Raw genomic sequence first — 20,510 nt, 5'->3', positions numbered from 1 at the left:
ATCAAGACTCCCGCTTCCCTACCTCAGTACAGCCGCCCCATCTGCAGGCAAAACCGTTCTCCTCCAGCGTCGTTTATCCTGTAACCGGATCGATTTCCCAGTTACCATTACGGAAAACGAGTTTCCTGTCGCAACCTGTTACTTCCTGATTTTCTTCTCCCGGCAGCTCAGTCACCACAATATGCCCTTCAGCACGTAATTGCCGAACCATTGCTGCCAGTTTCTCATCTTCCGGCTTCCATGGCGCCAGTATTCCCGAAGGATAACCATTCATATCCGTCAGCTGCGACAACTGTTTCAAGTCGAGACTGAATCCGGTTGCCGGCCTCGCTCTGCCAAACGATTTGCCGATTTCATCATAGCGTCCTCCCAGGGCGATGGGCGCAGGACATCCCGGTGTATAAACGGCGAAAACCATACCCGTATGATAGTGATAGCCCCGCAAATCAGCCAGATCAAACGTTATCCGGTCGACATAAGGTTGCAGTATTCTGGCAACATGTTCCAGTTGATCCAGTGCCTCACCGATTTCCGGGAAATCCGGCAAATGCTGACGCGCACTCAGAAGCACGGTACCGTCCCCATACAGTTCCGGTAACAACAGCAAAGCATTTCGCACCGACCTGGTCAGACGTTTATTCAAGCCTGTATGTACCAGTTCCTTCAGAGAGCTAATATCCTTGGCCCACAATGCAGCATAAAGCTCCATTTCGAACTCGGGCTTGATGCCTGAATCACGAATTAGGCTGCGAAAAACCCTGATATGCCCAAGATCGAGATGGATCGAATGAATGCCTGAAACTGATAGACACTCCAGTAACAAACACTGGATTTCAAGATCACTCTCGATACCGGAATGTCCGTACAATTCGGCACCCACCTGGAATGGCTCACGTGTGCGGGTAATTTCATCCGGTACCGTATGGACCACGCTGCTGGCATAACAAAGCCGCGTCACGCCACTGGTATTCAGTAAATGAGCATCGATCCGGGCTGCCTGCGGAGTCATATCCGCGCGTAATCCCATCATTCTGCCGCTGAGCTGATCGACGACCTTGAACATACGCAGATTCATACCGCTTCCGCTCCCGGCCAGCAAGGATTCCACATATTCCAGCAGAGGCGGCATGACAAACTGATACCCGTGGGCAAACAGCATGTCCATGATAAGACGGCGGATCTTCTCTATACGATAAGCATCACGCGGCAATACATCTTCGATATATTCAGGAAGCAGCCAGTTGCGCATTTTTCAACATTGACCGGAATGAGTCATATCCGGATCGATAGCAGGAACAATCAAAATTATCAGAGGAAAGATCGATCAGTTGACCAGAAAGAGGATAACCAGGCCGACCAGCATGGTACTGAGGCCCACGAACCTTATCTGGCTGTCTTCCAGTTGCATGAGTTTGAGAAAGGTTTCACGCCAGGCACCAGGAAATGAAAAAGGAAAGATACCTTCCAGTATCAGCATCAGTGCAATTGCTTGCAGAAAGGTATCCCACATATCAGTCTTGAACACCGATTAATGAAACGTTCCCTGATACGCTGCCACTTAAACCTGCCAACCAATATTCTCCAGAACGCCGGTTTTCAGTTTCGCAATCCAGTTTAAGAGGCCGCATATCAGGTTCAAATCTCTATTTTTTACGATCTAACGGGGTTTTCATATATTTGAAAAACTCCGAATTAGGTTCCAGGACGAGAATATCCTCCTTACTTTTGAAGGATTTTCGATACGCCTCCAGGCTCCGGTAAAATTCATAGAATTTCGCATCCTTCTGGAAAGCATCGGCATAAATTGCCGTTGCCTGGGCATCACCATCCCCCATGATTTTCTGAGCTTCGCTATAGGCTTCCGCCAGAATCACTTCATGCTGGCGATCAGCATCAGCACGGATTTTTTCCGCTTCGGCAGCACCGGTCGAACGCAGCTCGTTTGCCACCCGTTTACGTTCCGCTTCCATTCTGCGATAAACGGATTCACTGACTTCCTGGGGCAAATCTACGCGCTTGAGCCGCACATCCACGACTTCCACACCAATCTTTCTGGCATCCGCATTAGCTTTCTGACGCATGATCTCCATGATCTTGTCACGTTCTCCAGAAACCACGTCGTGCACGGTCCGGTTACCGAATTCATCACGCATGCTGGAATTGATGGTCTGTGCAAGGCGGGTCTGTGCCAGTGTCTCATCTCCGCGAACACTGACATAGTATTGTTTGACATCCACGATGCGCCATTTAACGAACAAATCCACCAGAACGTTTTTCTTTTCCGATGTGATGAAGCGTTCGGGTTCCTCTGAATCCATCGTCAGAATACGAGAATCGAAAAAACGAACATTCTGGGCGACAGGTATCTTGAAATAGACACCCGGAGAAGTTTTGACTCCCACGACCTCCCCTAGCTGGAACAGTAATGCCTGCTCACGTTCGTCAACAATATAGACAGCAGAACTGCCCAATACCGCCAGCACCAGCAGAAGCCCGCCAAATACAGATGAAACTGCTTTCATTATCTCATCTCCCGTTCACGACTACGAAAAGACTCACGCGAACGTGAGCCGACATCTGAGGAAAATTCCTGGGATTCATTTTGTGATCTGGCCGCTGCAACTGAAGATCTCGTCGCACTGGAATCAGCCTGAATCAGCTTGTCCAGTGGCAGATAAAGCAGATTGCTCCCGCCTTTTTCCTGATCGATCAGGATTTTGCTGGTACTGGATAAAACTTGCTGGATCGTATCGAAATACATACGTTCCCGGGTAACTTCGGGTGCTTTGGCATATTCTGTCTGTACCTGCGTAAAGCGGCTGGCATCCCCCTCTGCAGCGGCAACCACCCTTTGCTTGTACCCCTGAGCTTCCTCCAGCAAACGTGCGGCTCCCCCTCTTGCTCTCGGTATCACATCATTTGCATAAGCCTGGCCTTCGTTTCTTTGCCGTTCACGATCCTGACCTGCCTTGACGGCATCATCAAAAGCGGCCTGTACCTGCTCAGGCGGCTGCGCATTCTGCATCGTTACCCGGTTGATGGAAATACCGATCTGATAACGGTCGAGAATTTCCTGCATCAGCTCGGTCGTTTTGGCTGTTACCTCTTCACGCCCTTCGTACAGGACAAAGTCCATTTTACTGGTACCAATAACTTGCCGGATGGCTGTTTCTGCCACCTGCAAGACGGTACTTTCCGGATCACGGTTATTGAAGAGGAAATTCTCGGGACTGTTCAGAATGTACTGCACGGCAAACTGGATATCGACGATATTTTCATCATCCGTAAGTATCAGCGATTCCTTGAGTACCTTGCTGCGAACATTATTACGATAGCCGATTTCCACCGTGCGTACCTGACCAATATTGACAGACTCGACAGCTTCGACAGGCGAAGGAATATGCCAGCGCAATCCCGGCATGGTCGTTTCCACATGTTTACCGAAACGCAGTACCACACCGCGCTGACCTTCATCGACAATGTAAAAACCACTTCCTATCCATGCCAGAGCAAGCAAAGCGACGATTGCTACAAACCCTCTGCCGCTGGGAAGATTAGGGCTTCCCCCGCCAGAGTCTTCATCATCGTTACCCCCTCCCTTTTTGCCGAAAATTTCACTTATTTTCTGGTTAAAGTTACGCATAATGTCTTCAAGGTCAGGAGGCCCTGAGTTGCCTCTTCTTTTTCCCCACTGCGGATCATTCAAGCCCATGTGATTTAGTCCTTCTCATTATTTATAAAAGTGGCACGGACATTGTCGTTCATGCTTTCAGGTGTTGCTGAATGTTGCTCTAACCTCTTCAAATTCTGGTCAAACACCTCTGCCAGTGCGTCGTACAGATAACTAAAACCCGCTCCTGTCCTCGCGCTGAGATGAATGCTTTTGATTCTACCATACTCATCACGCGTGTAATTCCCGGACGGATACTGTTCGAGAAGATCGATTTTATTCAGAATCAGAATCTGCGGTATCGTATCGGCACCAATTTCTCGCAATAATTTATTGACTTCGCTGATCTGCGCATCCCGGTTGGAACTGGAGGCATCGACTACATGCAGAAGCAAATCAGCTTGTATGGTTTCTTCCAGTGTGGCACGGAATGCCGCAACGAGCGTATGGGGTAATTCGCGGATAAATCCAACTGTATCGGAAATTACTATCGTCCCGCGTCCGGGAAGTGTCAGCCTCCGGGTAGTCGTGTCCAGCGTAGCGAACAACTTGTCGGCAGCATATGTATCCGTTCGTACCAGCCGATTGAACAAGGTCGATTTACCGGCATTGGTATACCCTACTATGGAAACGGACAGGATTTCTGCACGCTTTCTCGCACGCCGCCGTACCTCACGCTGCCGTTTGAGCTTGGTCAGCTTCTCTTTCAAAAGTTTTACGCGCTTCGCCAGCAAACGACGATCCGTCTCCAGCTGCGTTTCACCCGGCCCGCGCAGACCGATACCACCCTTCTGACGTTCGAGGTGAGTCCATCCTCTCACCAGCCGTGTTGAAAGGTATTCCAGCTGGGCCAGTTCGACCTGCAGTTTACCTTCATGACTTTTGGCACGTTGCGCGAAAATATCCAGAATCAGACTGGTACGATCTATGATGCGGCAAGCCAGCACCATGGAAAGATTTCGTTGCTGTACCGGAGACAGCTCATGGTTGAATATCACCATTGCAGCGTGTGTCTGCGCCAGAATCTGGCTGATTTCCTCTGCCTTGCCCTTGCCGATAAAGGTGGCAGGGTCAGGTTGCTTCCGCGTCCCTTCAACTACAGCGACCACCGAGAGCCGATCGCTGCGAGCAAGCTCCCGCAGCTCTTCCAGGCTTTCTTTATCTCCTTCACCAAAATCGATGTCTACTAATATCGCGGTGTTATCGGACACCGTTCCAGTAGCAACATCATGGCTCATCTTGCTCGGTCTGGGTGTCGGCAGGTATCGGGATTGAAATAGCTTTGGCCGGAACTATGGTGGAGATGGCATGTTTATAAACCATCTGCGTGACAGAGTTTTTCAACAGAACGACATACTGATCAAAGGAATCAATTTGACCTTGTAACTTGATGCCGTTGACCAGATAAATGGAAACCGGAATATGCTCCTTGCGCAAGATATTCAGAAAAGGATCCTGCAGTAACTGCCCTTTGACGCCCATTGTTCATCCTCCCTGGTGAATTTTTTTAGTTATCTGATAAGAATAAATACCCTTCTGGGTTGGTCGGCCGTTTCCGGCAGTATTTTTGTCATGATCCGAGAATCTGACTGCATCATCAGATCGACAGAAAAAAATCAAAAATTCATAAAAACTCATCCCGGGTATTTTGATGTTACTAAAGTATAAGTCGCGCAAAACCATAAGTCTAACACGGTGTATCTCGCCGTCTACGCGATACAGTATTTTTGATTTACCTGAAAAAGGAAATCGCAGAAAAAACCAGAACGGTAGCCGACAGCATGAAATATCATCCTGCTTTACTGATACAAAGCTCTCAGGCAGCAGAATTTTGTTTCGTATGTTCTGGAGAAGAGCTGATCACTGGCGCGGTTTCGGCCGGTAGCACACGATTACTCGGAAACCATATCCTGAAAATGCTTCCCGCTCCAGGCTGGCTGGTAATTTCCATACTCGCCTGATGACGATTCAGAACATGCTTGACTATGGCAAGACCGAGACCGGTTCCGCCGGTTTCACGGGAACGGCTGCGATCCACCCGATAAAAACGTTCCGTCAACCGGGGAATATGATTTGGCTCGATGCCGATCCCGCTGTCCTGGACGTAAAACAACCCTTTTCCATTTTCCACTACCCAATTCAGGGAAATTATCCCGCTCTCCGGGGTATATCGCACAGCATTACTGATCAGATTCTCAAATGCGCTACGCAGTTCATCTTCACTGCCGAGCAACATGGCATGACTGGCAAGATTGAGAGAAATGACATGACGCCCTGCACTCAGTGACTGGGCTTCCTGGTAAAGTCCCTGCAACAGTTTGACGACATCCACCTGTTCTTCTGTCAGGTTGTTTCCGGCGTTCTCCAGCCGGGACAACGTCAGCAAATCCTCTACCAGGCGACGCATGCGGATGGCCTGGTCGGACATCAGCCGCAGTGCATTTTTCTCCATTTCGCCGGATATTTTATTTTCTTCCAGCAGTGTTTCAAGGAACCCGCCAATCACTGTCAGGGGTGTACGCAATTCATGCGAGACATTGGCAACGAAATCCCGCCGCATGATTTCAATTTTCTCAAAACGCGTCACATCCTGGCTGATCAGCAGTTTTTCCCTGTCACCATAAGGCACGATCTGGATGGAGAGCAGGACATCACGCAAGCGTGACTGATTGAGTAAAAAGGGTTTACTGAAATCTCCCATGTCGAGATAGGCCACGAACCTCACCTGGCGCACCATACGGGTAATGTGCTGGCCGGCATCCATTTCGAGATTGAGGCCCAGATGCCGCTCTGCAGCTGAATTGCACCACTCGATCTGATCCTTGTCACCCAGAATGACAATACCTTCCGGCAGTGCAGATGTCGCGCGCTGCAATCGTTCCAGGGAAGTATTCAATCCCAGGCGCTCCTTGTCATGACGCCGCACGAAGCGTGCCAGCCTGGCGAATACCACACCCCATAAGCCTGATCTGTCAGGTACCGTCGCGTAGGAAAGATCCGAATGATGCAGCCATTGTTCCAGACAATACAACGTATGAATATGGTAAATGACGATCCCTAACAGAATGATGCTGTACAGGCCGAATACGATTGCAGCATTGAACAGTATCCCCACCGGGATGGCAATGATAGTCAGCCATAAAACAGGAGCAAGGCTCAACCAGAAGGAGTTCATATGGTTATGGAGCAGTAGTGGAATCGATTTCCCTGACCATTCTGCTCAGCCATGGGGGTATCTGTTTTTTCGGGCTCATTCTTCATCCCGGAATAGCATCCAGGCCACATAACGATGAAAAAAATTCTATGATACGTTGTGGCAGCCAATCCAGTTTTCCCGGAAAAGTACCTTGTATGAAACCAACATGTCCTCCCTGCTGTGGAAATTCCAGTGAAACGAAGGAAGAAACCTCGGATTTTTGCGGCAGCACGCTCTCGGGCAGGAAAGGGTCGTTACGCGCATTGATCAGTAATGTCGGTACCTGAACCGATCCAAGCCATGGTTTGCTGCTGGACTGGCGCCAGTAATCGTCCGTATCCCGAAAACCATGCAGCGGTGCCGTCACCAGATTATCAAATTCATACAATGAGCGACAGGCTGCAACAGCTCTGGCATTCAGCAAGCCGGGAAATTGTCTGTTTTTCTCCAGTGCCTTGCGTTTGAGGGTAGTCAGAAAATGATGAGTGTAAACCCGGTTGAAACCGGAATCGAGTACCTTGCCTGCAGCTGCCAGATCGAGCGGAACCGAAACTGCAACGACCCCTGCAATCTGCCTGGCTGCTTGTGCGCCCTGCTCACCTAGCCATTTCAGCAGTGCATTGCCTCCGAGGGAAACACCCACAGCATAACAGGGGGTGTTCCATTCATGTGAATCGTTCCGATGCGCTATGTGCCGCAGCATACGATCGATTTCCATCGAATCACCGGCATGGTAAGCACGCGGAAGGCGATTGGAATATCCGGAACAGCCACGAAAATGAACGACGGCACCGCGCCAGCGCAACATCTGCAGGAGATTCATCAGGCTCAGTGCGTAATGACTTTGCGAACTACCTTCCAGACCATGTAGCATGATGACCAGCGGTTTATCCGATTCACCCTCCAGCCAGTCGATATCGATGAAATCTCCATCATCCATTTCCCAGCGCTCTCGCCGGTAGCTGATAATCGGACTCAGATTGATAAAGTAAGGAAAAATGGTTTGCGCGTTACCGCCCGGCAGCCATTTAGGGGCACGATAAGATTCGAGCAATCCGGAATCGGACAGAAAAAAAGGGTCAGTCATTGCAGATAATATAAAACCTTTTCAGGTGAATCCAGCCGGCCAGATCGTTACAGAATAACCAGGTTATCTCTGTGAATAAGTTCATATTCATCCACATAACCCAGCACAGCTTCAATCTGGCTGGTAGGACGACGCATGATCTTGCGTGATTCACGAGCATCGTAATTGATCAGGCCACGAGCGATTTCACGGCCGCTGGCATCGAGGCAGGATATGGCTTCTCCACGTTCAAATTCACCCTTTACCTCCACCACCCCGATGGGCAGCAGACTTTTACCTCCAGACAGCAATGCTCTGCTGGCCCCATCGTCCAGCACTACACTCCCCCGTACCTGGAGATGATCGGCCAGCCACAACTTGCGCGCCACCTTCACTGGCATATCCGCCAGCAGAATGGTTCCGATAGTCTCTCCACCTGCCAGACGAACCAGCACATCCTTCGCCCTGCCTGAAGCAATCACCGTATGCGCACCGCTGCGAGCAGCGCGCCTGGCAGCCATTACCTTGCTTTGCATACCACCGCGTCCGATGCTGCTGCCCGCCCCACCGGCCATGACTTCGATATCCGGATCGCTGACGCTGACTTCCGGGATCAGTCTGGCATCGGTATTTTTGCGCGGATCGCCGGTAAAAAGACCTTCCTGGTCAGTCAGGATCACCAGCACTTCGGCTTCGATCAGATTGGCAACCAGTGCAGCCAGATTATCGTTGTCACCAAACCGGATTTCATCGGAAACCACAGTATCGTTCTCATTGATGACCGGAATGATACCCAGATTCAGCAGCGTAAGAATGGTCGAACGGGCATTCAGATAGCGTTTACGACTCGACAGATCATCATGCGTCAGCAGAATCTGAGCCGTCTGTAATTCGTATTCACTGAAACAATCGGCATAGGCCTGGGCAAGCCCCATCTGCCCCACTGCCGCGGCAGCCTGCAGTTCATAAAGCGCCGCAGGACGCATTTTCCAGCCCAGACGCTGCATACCCTCGGCAACGGCGCCGGATGAAACCAGCACGACTTCCTTGCCCATCTGTCTGAGCCGGGAAATCTGTCCGGCCCAGCCTCCCAGTGCACAGCGATCAAGACCGTGTCCTTCATTCGTCACCAGGCTGCTGCCAACTTTTACGACTATCCGGCGGGCGGATTGCAGAATCGATTGCGTCATAAAAATCAGGTTTCTTCGCTATCAGACTGTAACTGTTGCAGATGCCCCATGATGGCATAAATCAGTGCCTGGCACCCCTTCCCGGTCAGTGCAGAAATAGCAAACCAGCGCTCCTGCCAGTTCATTGCCTGCAGCAACCGTGTGCAAACAGCCTGCTGCTCATCTTCGGGGAGCATATCCACCTTGTTGAATACCAGCCAGCGGGGTTTACGATAAAGTGTTTCATCAAATTTGCGCAGCTCATCCACCAGCGCTCTGGCCGAATGAACGATATCGACGTTCTCGTCAAAAGGAGCCACATCGATCACATGCAGCAGCAGGCGGGTACGGCCGAGGTGCTTGAGAAACCGGTGACCGAGACCGGCTCCTTCTGCCGCACCTTCGATCAGGCCTGGAATATCCGCCATCACGAAACTGTGCCCGGCATCGACCCGCACTACCCCCAGATTGGGATAAAGCGTGGTGAAGGGATAGTCGGCTACTTTTGGACGTGCCGCAGAAACAGCGCGAATCAGGGTGGATTTACCGGCATTGGGTAACCCCAGCAGCCCGACGTCTGCCAACACCCGGAGCTCTAGCCTGAGCTCGAACTGCTCTCCTGCTTCACCATGGGTAAATTGCCGGGGAGCACGGTTGGTACTGGACTTGAAATGGAGATTACCCAGTCCGCCTCTTCCGCCTTTGGCCAGCAGCACTTTCTGCTGGTCGTGTTCAAGATCGGCAACGAGTTCACCCGTCAGATCGTTGGTAATGATCGTACCTACCGGCATACGCAGCACGATATCTTCCGCTCCTTTACCATAGCAATCGGAGCCGCGCCCGTTTTCTCCCCGTTTTGCCCGGAAAACCGGTGTAAAACGATAGTCGATCAACGTATTGAGATTGTGATCAGCCAGTGCGTAAATACTGCCGCCGTGACCACCATCTCCCCCGTCCGGTCCACCTCTGGGAATAAATTTTTCACGACGAAAGCTGGCAACACCATTGCCGCCATCTCCCGCAGAGATCTGTATTTTTACCTCATCAATGAATTTCATGAGTGCCCCGAAGCAATTATTTTAATTGCGGGCGGAGAAATTTATTCCAGTAAAAAACTATAATCAAAGTAAAAAGCCCCATTCAGAAAATGGGGCTTTTCTCCAGCTTGCACGGTCGGGCTGATCGGACGATCAGGAGGGAATGACTGCAACTGTTCTCCGGTTCATCCGCCCTTTGACAGCAAAGACAATCTTACCATCCACTTTTGCAAACAGGGTATGGTCACGCCCGATCCCGACATTATCACCGGGATGGAACTGCGTGCCACGCTGACGTACGATGATTCCACCCGCCCGGATGATTTCACCACCATAGCGCTTCACACCCAACCGTTTGGAATGAGAGTCACGCCCGTTTCTGGAGCTGCCGCCCGCTTTCTTATGTGCCATGAATCATCTCCTTATGCAGAAATACCGGTAATCTGAATTTCAGTATAATTCTGTCGGTGTCCCTGTTGTTTCCGATAATGCTTACGGCGACGCATTTTGAATATGCGTATCTTGTCATGCCGCCCGTGACTGACCACAGTCGCGCTGACTTTTGCCTGATCGAGTAATGGCGCGCCAGCAGAAATCGCTTCACCATCCGCAATCATCAGAACCTGATCCAGTTGAATATCACTTCCCACTTCTGCGGGCAGCGTTTCCACCTTCAGCTTATTCCCGACCTCAACCCGGTACTGTTTACCACCTGTCTTGATTACTGCGTACATATACGTCTCCCGTCCTAGAACCGCGCATTATAATGATATCCGCGGATTTTGTGTAATAAATTCAAGTAACACGGCATACTCGTCAAACATTCGCTCCGGCTTTGATCGAGTCTGCCCTGCCGCAGACAGAATCTGCTGGCCCTGGTCAATGCTATAATCAGCCGGTTTATTTCCAAGTTACGGATATCTCATGCCGGTACCCCACCTCACCCATGCACTGAACGCACCCACCCTGGATCTGGAAAAACGCATCCTGGCTGCCAAACCGACGATCGAGCACTGGTTCCGCAAACAATGGCAGCATCACACCGTGCCGTTCTACTGCTCGGTAGATTTGCGCAACAGCGGTTTCAAACTGGCACCGGTCGATACCAATCTGTTTCCCGGCGGATTCAACAATCTCAACCCGGCTTTCATTCCGCTGTGCATTCAGGCAATGATGATCGCTGTCGAAAAAATCTGTCCGAATGCACACAATGTTCTCCTGATTCCGGAGAACCACACCCGCAATGTCTTTTATCTGCAGAACATCGCCATGCTGCAATCCATCATGCAGCAGGCAGGAATGAACATTCGTATCGGCTCGTTGCTGCCCGATCTTGACCAACCCCTGCCTGTCCTGCTACCCAATGGTGATTCCCTGTTGCTGGAACCGGTACAGCGTGAAGGAAACAGACTGTTTACCCGGGATTTCGACCCCTGTGCCATCCTTCTGAATAATGACCTGTCTGGCGGCATACCTGAAATTCTGCAAAATCTGGAACAGATCATCATTCCACCCCTTCATGCAGGCTGGGCCACTCGCCGCAAATCCTGGCATTTCAGTGCCTATGACAATGTGGCACAGGATTTCGCCGATCTGATAGGCATCGATCCCTGGCTCATCAACCCTTATTTCATTTCTTGCGGAAAAGTCGATTTTCATGAAAAAGAGGGTCTGGATTGTGTCGCGGCCGGCGTAAACGAAATACTGCATCTGATCAGAGAAAAGTATGCCCAGTACGGGATCAGTGAAAAACCGTTCGTCATCTGCAAGGCAGACTCGGGCACTTACGGCATGGGTATCATGAGTATCAAGGACGGCGCCGAGCTCTATAAACTCAACCGCAAGCAGCGCAACAAAATGGCAACCATCAAGGAAGGACTCGTTGTCAAGAACGTGCTGGTACAAGAAGGGGTACACACGTTCGAAAGTATCCATCAGGCTGTAGCCGAACCCGTTATCTACATGATCGATCGCCATGTAGTAGGTGGATTCTACCGGGTACATACCGGCCGGGGGATCGATGAAAACCTGAATGCACCGGGCATGCACTTCGTACCACTGGCCTTTGACACCACCTGTATGCAGACAGACCCCACTGCCCGGCCGGATGCCGCCCCCAATCGTTTCTATACTTATGGTGTCATCGCCAGACTGGCACTGCTTGCCTCAGCCATCGAGCTGGAACGGTATCTGCAAACACCCCTGCCTGTATTGGCGGAAGTCTGATGAAACTGGCTTTCATCCTGGATCCGCTCGACAGTATCAAAATCGGCAAGGATTCGAGCTATGCCATGATGTGTGAGGCCGCAGCCCGTCACCATCAGCTGTATACCCTGCAACAGAATGATCTGGCGTGGAAAGATCATCAGGTCATCGGCTTCGCACGACCGCTGACACTCCTCGATCCGCCGGAAGGTGATCACTACTGGTATGAAGAAGGTGCCATCGAAGAAATTCCGCTGTCCGGGTTTGATGCTGTGCTCATGCGAAAGGACCCTCCTTTCGATACCGAATATATCTACAGCACCTACTTGCTCGAACTGGCTGAACGCCAGGGTGCCTATGTCGTGAACAGCCCGCGAGGAATTCGTGACCACAACGAAAAACTGGCGATTACCGAATTTCCCCGATTCACCCCCCCCTCACTGGTAACCAGTCAGGAGCAGCTGATTCTCGAGTTTCTGGCCGAACATGAGGACATCATCCTGAAACCCCTGGATGGTATGGGAGGCGCCGGTATTTTCCGTATCCAGAATACCGACCATAACATTGGTGTCATTATCGAAACACTGACACGCTACGGTACGCGCACCATCATGGCACAGCGCTTTCTGCCGGAAATCCGGGAAGGCGACAAACGCATATTGCTGATTGCGGGAAGACCAGTCGATTATGCGCTCGCACGCATCCCCAAACCGGGAGAAACACGCGGCAACCTGGCAGCCGGCGGGACGGGTGTGACACGACCGCTATCAGCCCGTGACAGGGAAATTGCCGAAGAACTGGGACAGATACTCTATGCGCGTGGCCTGATGCTGGTAGGGCTGGATGTCATCGGCAACCATCTGACGGAAATAAACGTCACCAGCCCGACCGGCATGCGAGAAATCTCCGATCAGACCGGAACGAACGTTGCGGGACTAATGATCGATGCGCTGGAACAGAACATTGCCAGGAAAAACCGGTAAAAATATCGCACGGCACTAAACAGCTAATCTCCAACCGGGCCGCGCGCCAGATCAACCATTTTTCTCAATCTCTCGACATCGAGCACGCGCAATTCATGGCCCGTCCGCTGAATCAGCCGGTTCCTGGCAAGTTCACTCAATTCACGGGTAACGGCTTCGCGGTGGGTGCTGACAAAACACGCCAGCTCGGCATGTGTCGGGGCAGGCTTGATAATGGCCGTATTCGGAGAATCCATGTGCTGCCTTGCAAGTCTCAGCAGTTCTGCATGGATGCGATTACGCACCGCCAGCGTACTGAAATCGAAGACCCGTTCAGTCAGACGGCGCACCTGGCCTGCCAGACGCTGCATGATCGCCATGCAGAATACCGGGCTCTCATGCACCAGCCGTATGAACGCCTGGTTTGACATGACCGCCAGCAAAGAATCAGATCGGGCAACGACCGTAGCAGATCTCGGCTGACCATCGATTGCCGTCAGCTCACCGAAAAACTCCCCTTGCGATAAATCGCACAGAATCACTTCATCACCGGAATAACCGAAGTAATGAATCCGCACACCACCTTCAAGCACAAAAAACACATTGTCACTATGATCGAGGTAACGAACGATCTCTTCTCCAGCAAGAAAATGCTGCATTTGCAGAAGCTGCGCCACCATCTCCAGATCCGAAGCGGAAAAATCCCTGAATTCTCTGATGACTGTCAGTTGAGTACCGGTTACCTCTCTGGATTGATTGTAAAAATCATTGGCATAAGTACTCATACTCACCACTCCCTATGAGGCCTGTTGCGCGAATAGCTTCGATCATACGATCCTGCCGCAAATTACCAGGGGATACAGTAAACTTGTCCGCGGAATACCAATACTGACCTGCAGTTATCATCTCCAGCATAGGCATTTGTGCTGCCGCTCCCTAATTGCAGCATCAGTTCTTTTATACTTGAACCCGCTCCGGCTGTCATCCCTGCAAGCCCTTTACCATAAAAAACCAGATCAGCTTGTTCACCATCTTTCTTTTTGATGACAAGCACCCCCTCTGTTCTTTCAGAATCCAATTCGTTCCTGGTTAGCGTTTCCAGGTTCTTAACTGTCAGATCCTGTTTTTCATAGGATACGACCTTTACCGGAATACCCGTCTGGCTTAATTTAAACAGGTAAGCCAGGATTATTACCAACAGTATGATATTAACAAGAAAACTGATTCTGTATCTGGTCAGTAATCCTTCCCGATCATGAGTTCCCATCGTATCTCCCAAGTTAAAAGTTCAAGGTTATTCTGGCAAACAACGTCCGTTCAGGTATATATCTGGGCAAAGCCGGCTCCGACAGATAAAGATACTGATTCCGGTAGTAGAAATGTTTATTCAGTAGATTTCTGACTTCAAAACTCAGCAATCCTTTGCGTTTGGGCAATCTGTACCCTGCAACCATATCCAGCAGAAAAAAATTGGAATCCTTCTTCTCAATCCAGCCAAGCCATGTATCTTCGTCAAATCGCGCCCATTTTACATCCTGCATGACATAAGTGCCGGTCAGCTTCGCCCAGAATCCATTCTGGTCAAAATAGCTCACACTGATCGGCGCTCTCAATGTATGAATATTCGTAGGCAAATCTGCATATCTTTCCTTTCTATCGAATTTCTCGTATTCAGGTTCGATCGCAACAACCCAGTTCGGGCGAAACGTGCCATAAACATAGCCCCGGAGTAATTGTTCTTTCTGCTTATCCCAATAATAATCCCTGTCCGACACACCGAGCTCAGGAATCACCGGCACATCCAGATTACGCTCGGATACCTCCACTCCGCCATAAACGGCATTGGCAAAATGAATATCCAGCCCGACTGCCTTATGTCGTGATTTCGTTCCGGTCATTTCATCATAGAATTGATTAAATCCGGCGATCTGGGTCGGCTCGATTGTCGCCTGACCGATCAGATCCCGCTTCAGCGCTTCAAACCAGGCCATACGCAAACGAACATTTTTGTGGAAATCTACCTGCAGTCCAATTTTGGGATCAAATTCACTGACTTTTCGATTGATTCCTCCAGCATCATTGGAATAGGCTTGATAACTGAAACCCAGCGTGGCCATCGCATTTTTGAGTATATTCAGATTCGAATACAGATACGCAACATTCTGTTCCCTATCCGCTTTGGACTTCTCACATCCCATCATCATACAAATCAGCGGTTCGGTATTTTTTCTGAAATCATTCGTCAGATTGGTCCGGTAAATACCACCACCAGTAATCACATTCACCCGATCCTTGCGAAGAATATGTTGTGCTTCAACCTGGTAACCATGGCTGCGCTGATCCCCATAAAACGGGAAATCACTACCCAGATCTTCTATTACATCAGCATCCTGGTGCGTATAAATCGTCGAGAATAGAAAATTCTGCCGAGGTGAAATCCGGTACATCGCCCCTATACGCGCCGTATCTTCTTCGAGATTCAAGCGCGCTACCTCGGAAAATTTCTTTGGATCAAAATCCATCAGCAAATCCCCGTGCTTCTTTTCCCGCCGGCGTAACTCTGCCTGAACATTCAAATCCGGTGTAACCGCATACTGCACGAAAGCATTATAGATATTATGCGTCTGGTCATTGTTGGGCCGGAATCCATCGGTCTGATAATGAAACTGCCCCACACTGACCGAAGCCCGGTCATACACGCCGGACACAACGACTTCATCCCCCAGCACACCATGATTGCCAACTACACCGGAGGCCACCAGTTGCGCCTTATTGCGCTCCATCAGTGGTGCGAATTCGTTGAACCCCGGTGCTGAGGGGCCTGTGCCGGTAATGAGATTGAGGTCAGCTACCGCCATTCTGGGCTGTACCGGATTGACGTTGACTGGCTGCAGCAGTTGAGCCTGCAGCAGTTCGCTCACCCGCGCGATTTCGTGGCGCGGAACATTGGCATAAGCATCGGACAGAAACCGGTGCGCGGAATGACTGGCCGGATCAAAGCTCAGCGACTTGGCCGTTTCCATCAGAGCACGTTTTTCAAACCCGAGATTGTCATAAATCCGTGCCAGGCTGGAACCGCGCGCTGCCTGATCCTGATCCAGCAGCAGTTGCGAACGGTACACCGCACGATTATCGTTCAGCTCAATTGATTTCTGGACATCGCGCAACGCTTCCACTGGCCGGTTCTGGGTCTGTTTCTGGATCGCATCGTACAACCAGGGAGTGGGATCGTTCGGGTCGCGTGCTTTGGCCAGATCAAACTGGGTGCCGGCCAGCGGATAGCGCTTTTCTTCGAAATAGGCTTTCCCGAGATAACTGCGGATCAGCGAATTCGCCGGATCCAGGCTGGCTGCCGTTTCGATATCGATACGTCCGGCTTCGAGTTTATTCTCACGTATCCGGGCAATCCCGATCCCCAACCGGGGTATAGGATCAGCCTGATCGAGCACGGTCGCCCGGGCAAAAGCTACCTGCGCCCGGTGAGTATCAATCTGCAGAAGATGGGCAAAACCCAAAACGGTTTGTGTCCTGCTCAGATCAGGGTCGAGGCTGACAGCTCGTTCGGCTGACTGCAACGCATGGTCGGATTTCCCGGCAGACATCTGCAATTCTGCCAGGCGTGCCCAAGCCAGGGCATTTTGCGAATCGAGCCGGACAGCCTCCTCCGCACTGGCCAAGGCTGTTTCGATCTGAAAATTCGCTTGCTGCGCATAAGAAAGTGCCAGCTTTGCTGCAGATGAAGCCGGATTATTTCTGACAGCCTGTCCAGCCAGTGCCAGTGCTTCCTGCTTACGATTCTGTACCACGAATATCATTGCATGCAATGCCAGTGCATCACTGTTACCGGGTTCAAGCTGCTCTGTTCGTTGCAGATCCGATAAGGCTTCCTTTACCAGACCAGTGGTCAGCAACAGCTCGGAGCGAAGAATCAGAGCATCTACCGTCAATTCTTCAGCCAGCAGATGATCCAGTTCAGCCAGTGCTTCTGCCAGCTTGCCCTGCCGATACTGTTCGATTACATGATGCACCGCAGGTGATTGCTGATTTTCATGACCTGATCGGGAGTACAAATCGATCAGCATTGGATAGTGCAACGCCCACTGCACTGCATCGAGCGGGTGCACCATGACGGTCTTTCGGGCAGGCTGATTTTCCTGAAAAACCGCAGCCTCCTGATTTGCCAGAATCAGATTATCCTGATCACTACCAGCCTTAACCCGGCCTTCATAAACCGCGATCGTTACGCTGGGAGACGAGTCATCCTCGCCGCCTGCATCCACCAGAAATTCGGTTCCATCGACACTGGCATTGACCACAGGTGTTCTGATTTTGAAGGGTTTAGGCGTGCGGGTGATGATGTGCATCACGCCATTCATTAAATCCAGCAGAGTATTCTGCTCGACATCAGGGCCTGAGATAGTAATTGCCGTTCGCTGATTCAGCCGAAGCATGCTTTCGTTACTGAGCCGGAGCGCTGCACGACTGTTGGCGCGCACCCTCACTCTGTCACCGGCACAGAATGTGCTGTCGGAAGCAGCCATGTGCCAGCCCGAATCTCCCGGCCGGTGATATTCCACCACACCCTGCAATGAAACCATCCGTGCTACCGGTGCGTTGCATACCTCCTCCGCAAAGGCAATCGAAACAGCACCAGTCGTCATGAAAAAGCACAATCCCGGCAGAGCTCTGTAAAGTAATTTCAGTGTTGCAGGAATCCACCCGGTACATTGCGCATTTTTCATAAACTTATCATTTCGCCGTTGATAACAGACAATCATAACAAATTGTCGGAATATGATTTCAATACATCAGCATAACATCGCTACAGATTAACCGGTAAGGCGCTGTATCGACGTGATTTTTGACACAGTTGCCAACAGGAAATCTGCGGGCCGGATGTGCTGTCTGTATCCGGACATCATTTCGATTGTATGGATATGATCAGCTCACCCGCTTCCCGGACTGGAAACAATCGGGGTTCACGGCAATAGGTGAGCATGAATCGGGTGGGGCCATCTTCGGGGAAACGTTCATGGATCATTTCGAATCGATGCAATGCATCCACCCGGTTGCCGGTTTGACAAACGTGCAGTGCCTGCTCATACGCGGCACACAGCTGTCTCTGAGCTGCATTGCTGCCACTCTGACGAGCAACCAGTTCAAACAGGTTGACCGGTTGTGACTTTCCCGGCAGCAGAAACCGCCCGAGCGGACGCAGCAGCAGATCATTCAGCCCATTTACCACTTCTTCCGATACCAGCAACCGGGTACCCAGATGCTTATTGACTCCCTGGATACGGTTGGCTGTATTGACGATATCGCCCACCGCACGGTACTCATAATGCTGTCGTGCACCAATATTGCCCAGTACCATTTCACCAAAATGTAACCCTAGCCGGGTTGGAAGGGGCGGACGGCCGTATCCGCCCTGGTGATTGAAGCGCTCTATCGCGCTGATGATATCCAGGCAAGCCAGGCACGCCCGTTCGCGCACAAGCGGATCAGCAGAACCAGCCGCCCAGATGGCCAGCATGGCATCGCCGATCACATCGGATACTTTGCCCTGATAACGCTCAACCGGTTCAAACAAGCACTCATAATATGCATGCATGAGTACGGCAAGCTGGCGGGGATCCATAGTTTCAGCAAGCGCAGTATATTTTTCCGCATCTGTCGCCAGGCAGGCTCCATAGACCAGTTGCCCTTCCGTATGGATCGGACCTGCACCACGAACCATATCCCGCACCACCGGCTCTGGCCGATGTCCACCAAACAGCGCCTCGATCCGCCTGCGTTCCCGGTCAACTTCAAAATACAGCAGGGTGACGATCCCGATCACGCCTACCGGTAACTGCACCATCAGCGGAATCGCCAAAGGAATCCACAATTGCCATTGTCCGAACAGCCATACACTCGCACTGCCATAAGCACAAAACGACAGGATTCCTGCCAGTGCCATTCCCAGCGTATGCACCATGGTATTCCTTGCGGGAATGACAAAGCAGAGTAGACAAACACCCGTTCCCAGCAGCAACAGAATGAGGGCACCATTTACCGGTGCTGCCGGATGGATCGATTCGCCCTCCAGCAAATTGGCAAAGGCAGTCGCGGCAATTTCCACCCCGCTGAGCGTCAACCCGTCCGGCAAAGAGAAAACGGTCTGGTAATCATCTCTGACTTTGTCCTGCCCCGAAACGGTTTCTGCTGAAAAGCCGACAAAGATCGTTTTTCCTGCCAGACCCAGCTCACCGGCCGTTTCCGGTTGACCACCGCCTTCATCCAGCAGCAGATGATAAGGAATAGTCCTGATCGTGCGCGGTGGGCCGTAGAAATTCAAGTAACGCACTTCACTGCCGCCATAAAGATCAATCAGTGCTCGGAGAATACGCTGCTGCGCGGTATCGAGGTTTTCCCCTTCAGCCGATTTCTGCAACAGCTTTTCTGCCAGCACTGGTTTTTGCATGAATAGATTGCGCAAATCGAGAACCAGATTCTCGACATCGGCTTCATTCACACTTGCAGGAAGCTGTCGGATCAAAGCAGGATCGATACCGGCAAGCAAAGTGAGAAAATGCTCGTATACTTCAGCAGATGACAGCTGCAGCAAAAGTGATGGCAACGTAGGCATATCACTGCCACCGGGTCTGAACGTCCAGTAATAACTCACCCAGGAGGATTTTTGCAGCGGAAAAGGCGCATGGGCACGTGCGGCATCCGCAATGATCGGCAGAATCTTTCCGGTATATTCCCGCAGAATATGAGTGTATGACCCATCCGCAGCCATTCCCGGGAACCGGGTTTCCTCGAAATCCAGCCTTTCCACCAGCACCACATTACCCGCATGCTTAAGCGCCGCAGCAAACTGCTTATCATGGCGAGCATCGCTGCCGGGCCTGTCGAATACCAGATCGAACACCACTACTCTTGCCCCCGTCTCCACCAATCTGTCGATCAGACGGGCATGCAGTGCGCGCGACCAGAGGGAAGGTTTGAGCGGCAGCTCCAGATGAGTGGCAGAAGCCTGGTCAACAGCAATGACAACGACATCAGCGGGAGCGGTTCTTTCCCCGCGCAGATGAAACAGCCAGTAAAGGCCGAATTGTTCCTCGATGGCTGTACCCTGCGGTGACAGATATACAGCAGCCCCCAGCAGGCCAATAAACACGGCGAGAGCAAACCGCCAGCGCCACAATTTCATTTAACCC

The 20,510-nt window shown here is 51.2% G+C and carries 18 protein-coding genes; 2 read left to right on the top strand and 16 right to left on the bottom strand.

The genetic code is table 11. The annotated features are described in order from the left end of the window. Nucleotides 1–73: 73 nt before the first annotated feature. The 12 genes from HRU73_RS03790 to rplU form a co-directional block, all read right to left on the bottom strand. A complete protein-coding gene (locus HRU73_RS03790; RefSeq protein ID WP_287399514.1) occupies nucleotides 74–1,249 on the bottom strand; it encodes an ATP phosphoribosyltransferase regulatory subunit in 1,176 nt (391 codons plus the stop codon). 75 nt (nucleotides 1,250–1,324) lie between these two features. Then, nucleotides 1,325–1,510, bottom strand: coding sequence for a DUF2065 domain-containing protein (locus tag HRU73_RS03785; RefSeq protein ID WP_041357161.1), 186 nt, complete (start codon nucleotides 1,508–1,510; stop codon nucleotides 1,325–1,327). 133 nt (nucleotides 1,511–1,643) lie between these two features. Continuing rightward, on the bottom strand, nucleotides 1,644–2,522 hold the full coding sequence (gene hflC / locus HRU73_RS03780; protein ID WP_011111862.1) for a protease modulator HflC: 879 nt from the start codon (nucleotides 2,520–2,522) through the stop codon (nucleotides 1,644–1,646). Next, entirely contained in the window at nucleotides 2,522–3,712 is a 1,191-nt protein-coding gene (gene hflK, locus HRU73_RS03775) for an FtsH protease activity modulator HflK (protein ID WP_011111863.1), read from the bottom strand. The genes hflC and hflK overlap by 1 nt, the downstream gene beginning before the upstream one ends. A 5-nt stretch (nucleotides 3,713–3,717) precedes the next feature. Further along, nucleotides 3,718–4,908 (bottom strand): GTPase HflX, encoded by a 1,191-nt coding sequence (gene hflX / locus HRU73_RS03770; protein ID WP_287399513.1) that lies wholly within the window; start codon nucleotides 4,906–4,908, stop codon nucleotides 3,718–3,720. Further along, complete coding sequence (gene hfq / locus HRU73_RS03765; RefSeq protein WP_276677504.1) at nucleotides 4,898–5,152, bottom strand: RNA chaperone Hfq; 255 nt, start codon at nucleotides 5,150–5,152, stop codon at nucleotides 4,898–4,900. The genes hflX and hfq overlap by 11 nt, the downstream gene beginning before the upstream one ends. 334 nt (nucleotides 5,153–5,486) lie before the next feature. Continuing rightward, a complete protein-coding gene (gene phoR / locus HRU73_RS03760; RefSeq protein WP_011111866.1) occupies nucleotides 5,487–6,845 on the bottom strand; it encodes a phosphate regulon sensor histidine kinase PhoR in 1,359 nt (452 codons plus the stop codon). 82 nt (nucleotides 6,846–6,927) lie between these two features. Beyond that, nucleotides 6,928–7,953, bottom strand: a complete 1,026-nt coding sequence (locus HRU73_RS03755; RefSeq protein ID WP_276818731.1) for a YheT family hydrolase — start codon at nucleotides 7,951–7,953, stop codon at nucleotides 6,928–6,930. 47 nt (nucleotides 7,954–8,000) lie between these two features. Further along, a complete protein-coding gene (gene proB, locus HRU73_RS03750; protein ID WP_276677507.1) occupies nucleotides 8,001–9,122 on the bottom strand; it encodes a glutamate 5-kinase in 1,122 nt (373 codons plus the stop codon). A 5-nt stretch (nucleotides 9,123–9,127) separates the two neighbouring features. Beyond that, on the bottom strand, nucleotides 9,128–10,159 hold the full coding sequence (gene cgtA, locus HRU73_RS03745) for an Obg family GTPase CgtA (RefSeq protein ID WP_276677510.1): 1,032 nt from the start codon (nucleotides 10,157–10,159) through the stop codon (nucleotides 9,128–9,130). Between the two features lie 132 nt (nucleotides 10,160–10,291). Further along, complete coding sequence (rpmA, locus tag HRU73_RS03740; RefSeq protein ID WP_011111870.1) at nucleotides 10,292–10,549, bottom strand: 50S ribosomal protein L27; 258 nt, start codon at nucleotides 10,547–10,549, stop codon at nucleotides 10,292–10,294. 11 nt (nucleotides 10,550–10,560) lie between these two features. Beyond that, the gene (gene rplU, locus HRU73_RS03735) at nucleotides 10,561–10,872 is read right to left on the bottom strand and encodes a 50S ribosomal protein L21 (RefSeq protein ID WP_011111871.1); all 312 of its coding nucleotides are present in this window, start codon (nucleotides 10,870–10,872) and stop codon (nucleotides 10,561–10,563) included. A gap of 190 nt (nucleotides 10,873–11,062) precedes the next feature. On the opposite strand from rplU, the gene gshA reads away from it, so the two are divergent. Continuing rightward, complete coding sequence (gene gshA, locus HRU73_RS03730; protein WP_287399512.1) at nucleotides 11,063–12,364, top strand: glutamate--cysteine ligase; 1,302 nt, start codon at nucleotides 11,063–11,065, stop codon at nucleotides 12,362–12,364. After that, nucleotides 12,364–13,326 (top strand): glutathione synthase, encoded by a 963-nt coding sequence (gene gshB / locus HRU73_RS03725; protein ID WP_287399511.1) that lies wholly within the window; start codon nucleotides 12,364–12,366, stop codon nucleotides 13,324–13,326. Before gshA ends, gshB begins: the two co-directional genes overlap by 1 nt. Nucleotides 13,327–13,349: 23 nt before the next feature. Here the strand turns inward: gshB and HRU73_RS03720 are convergent, their stop codons facing one another. The 4 genes from HRU73_RS03720 to HRU73_RS03705 all read right to left on the bottom strand — a co-directional run bounded on the left by HRU73_RS03720 (nucleotide 13,350) and on the right by HRU73_RS03705 (nucleotide 20,503). Next, complete coding sequence (locus tag HRU73_RS03720) at nucleotides 13,350–14,090, bottom strand: Crp/Fnr family transcriptional regulator (RefSeq protein WP_050731255.1); 741 nt, start codon at nucleotides 14,088–14,090, stop codon at nucleotides 13,350–13,352. Nucleotides 14,091–14,152: 62 nt separating this feature from the next. Beyond that, nucleotides 14,153–14,572 carry a hypothetical protein gene (locus HRU73_RS03715; protein ID WP_287399510.1) on the bottom strand — a complete coding sequence of 140 codons (420 nt, stop codon included), beginning with the start codon at nucleotides 14,570–14,572 and terminating at the stop codon, nucleotides 14,153–14,155. Nucleotides 14,573–14,585: 13 nt separating this feature from the next. Next, a complete protein-coding gene (locus tag HRU73_RS03710; RefSeq protein WP_287399509.1) occupies nucleotides 14,586–18,047 on the bottom strand; it encodes a TonB-dependent receptor domain-containing protein in 3,462 nt (1,153 codons plus the stop codon). A 176-nt stretch (nucleotides 18,048–18,223) separates the two neighbouring features. Then, nucleotides 18,224–20,503 (bottom strand): CHASE2 domain-containing protein, encoded by a 2,280-nt coding sequence (locus tag HRU73_RS03705; protein WP_287399507.1) that lies wholly within the window; start codon nucleotides 20,501–20,503, stop codon nucleotides 18,224–18,226. Nucleotides 20,504–20,510: the final 7 nt, after the last annotated feature.

Origin of the sequence: Nitrosomonas sp. H1_AOB3, from assembly GCF_015709435.1 — a bacterium.
GTDB lineage: Bacteria > Pseudomonadota > Gammaproteobacteria > Burkholderiales > Nitrosomonadaceae > Nitrosomonas > Nitrosomonas europaea.
Note: the sequence above shows the minus strand (reverse complement) of the source record. Positions and strands in the feature narration are given on the sequence as shown.

Excerpts from the sequence above, each read along its gene's own strand:
- HRU73_RS03710 (WP_287399509.1), bottom strand. The coding sequence starts at position 18,047 with ATGAAAAATGCGCAATGTACCGGGTGGATTCCTGCAACACTGAAATTA.
- HRU73_RS03705 (WP_287399507.1), bottom strand. The coding sequence starts at position 20,503 with ATGAAATTGTGGCGCTGGCGGTTTGCTCTCGCCGTGTTTATTGGCCTG.
- hflX (WP_287399513.1), bottom strand. The coding sequence starts at position 4,908 with ATGAGCCATGATGTTGCTACTGGAACGGTGTCCGATAACACCGCGATA.
- HRU73_RS03755 (WP_276818731.1), bottom strand. The coding sequence starts at position 7,953 with ATGACTGACCCTTTTTTTCTGTCCGATTCCGGATTGCTCGAATCTTAT.
- phoR (WP_011111866.1), bottom strand. The coding sequence starts at position 6,845 with ATGAACTCCTTCTGGTTGAGCCTTGCTCCTGTTTTATGGCTGACTATC.
- HRU73_RS03790 (WP_287399514.1), bottom strand. The coding sequence starts at position 1,249 with ATGCGCAACTGGCTGCTTCCTGAATATATCGAAGATGTATTGCCGCGT.
- HRU73_RS03715 (WP_287399510.1), bottom strand. The coding sequence starts at position 14,572 with ATGGGAACTCATGATCGGGAAGGATTACTGACCAGATACAGAATCAGT.
- cgtA (WP_276677510.1), bottom strand. The coding sequence starts at position 10,159 with ATGAAATTCATTGATGAGGTAAAAATACAGATCTCTGCGGGAGATGGC.
- HRU73_RS03720 (WP_050731255.1), bottom strand. The coding sequence starts at position 14,090 with ATGAGTACTTATGCCAATGATTTTTACAATCAATCCAGAGAGGTAACC.
- HRU73_RS03785 (WP_041357161.1), bottom strand. The coding sequence starts at position 1,510 with ATGTGGGATACCTTTCTGCAAGCAATTGCACTGATGCTGATACTGGAA.
- rplU (WP_011111871.1), bottom strand. The coding sequence starts at position 10,872 with ATGTACGCAGTAATCAAGACAGGTGGTAAACAGTACCGGGTTGAGGTC.
- hflC (WP_011111862.1), bottom strand. The coding sequence starts at position 2,522 with ATGAAAGCAGTTTCATCTGTATTTGGCGGGCTTCTGCTGGTGCTGGCG.
- rpmA (WP_011111870.1), bottom strand. The coding sequence starts at position 10,549 with ATGGCACATAAGAAAGCGGGCGGCAGCTCCAGAAACGGGCGTGACTCT.
- hflK (WP_011111863.1), bottom strand. The coding sequence starts at position 3,712 with ATGGGCTTGAATGATCCGCAGTGGGGAAAAAGAAGAGGCAACTCAGGG.
- hfq (WP_276677504.1), bottom strand. The coding sequence starts at position 5,152 with ATGGGCGTCAAAGGGCAGTTACTGCAGGATCCTTTTCTGAATATCTTG.
- gshB (WP_287399511.1), top strand. The coding sequence starts at position 12,364 with ATGAAACTGGCTTTCATCCTGGATCCGCTCGACAGTATCAAAATCGGC.
- gshA (WP_287399512.1), top strand. The coding sequence starts at position 11,063 with ATGCCGGTACCCCACCTCACCCATGCACTGAACGCACCCACCCTGGAT.
- proB (WP_276677507.1), bottom strand. The coding sequence starts at position 9,122 with ATGACGCAATCGATTCTGCAATCCGCCCGCCGGATAGTCGTAAAAGTT.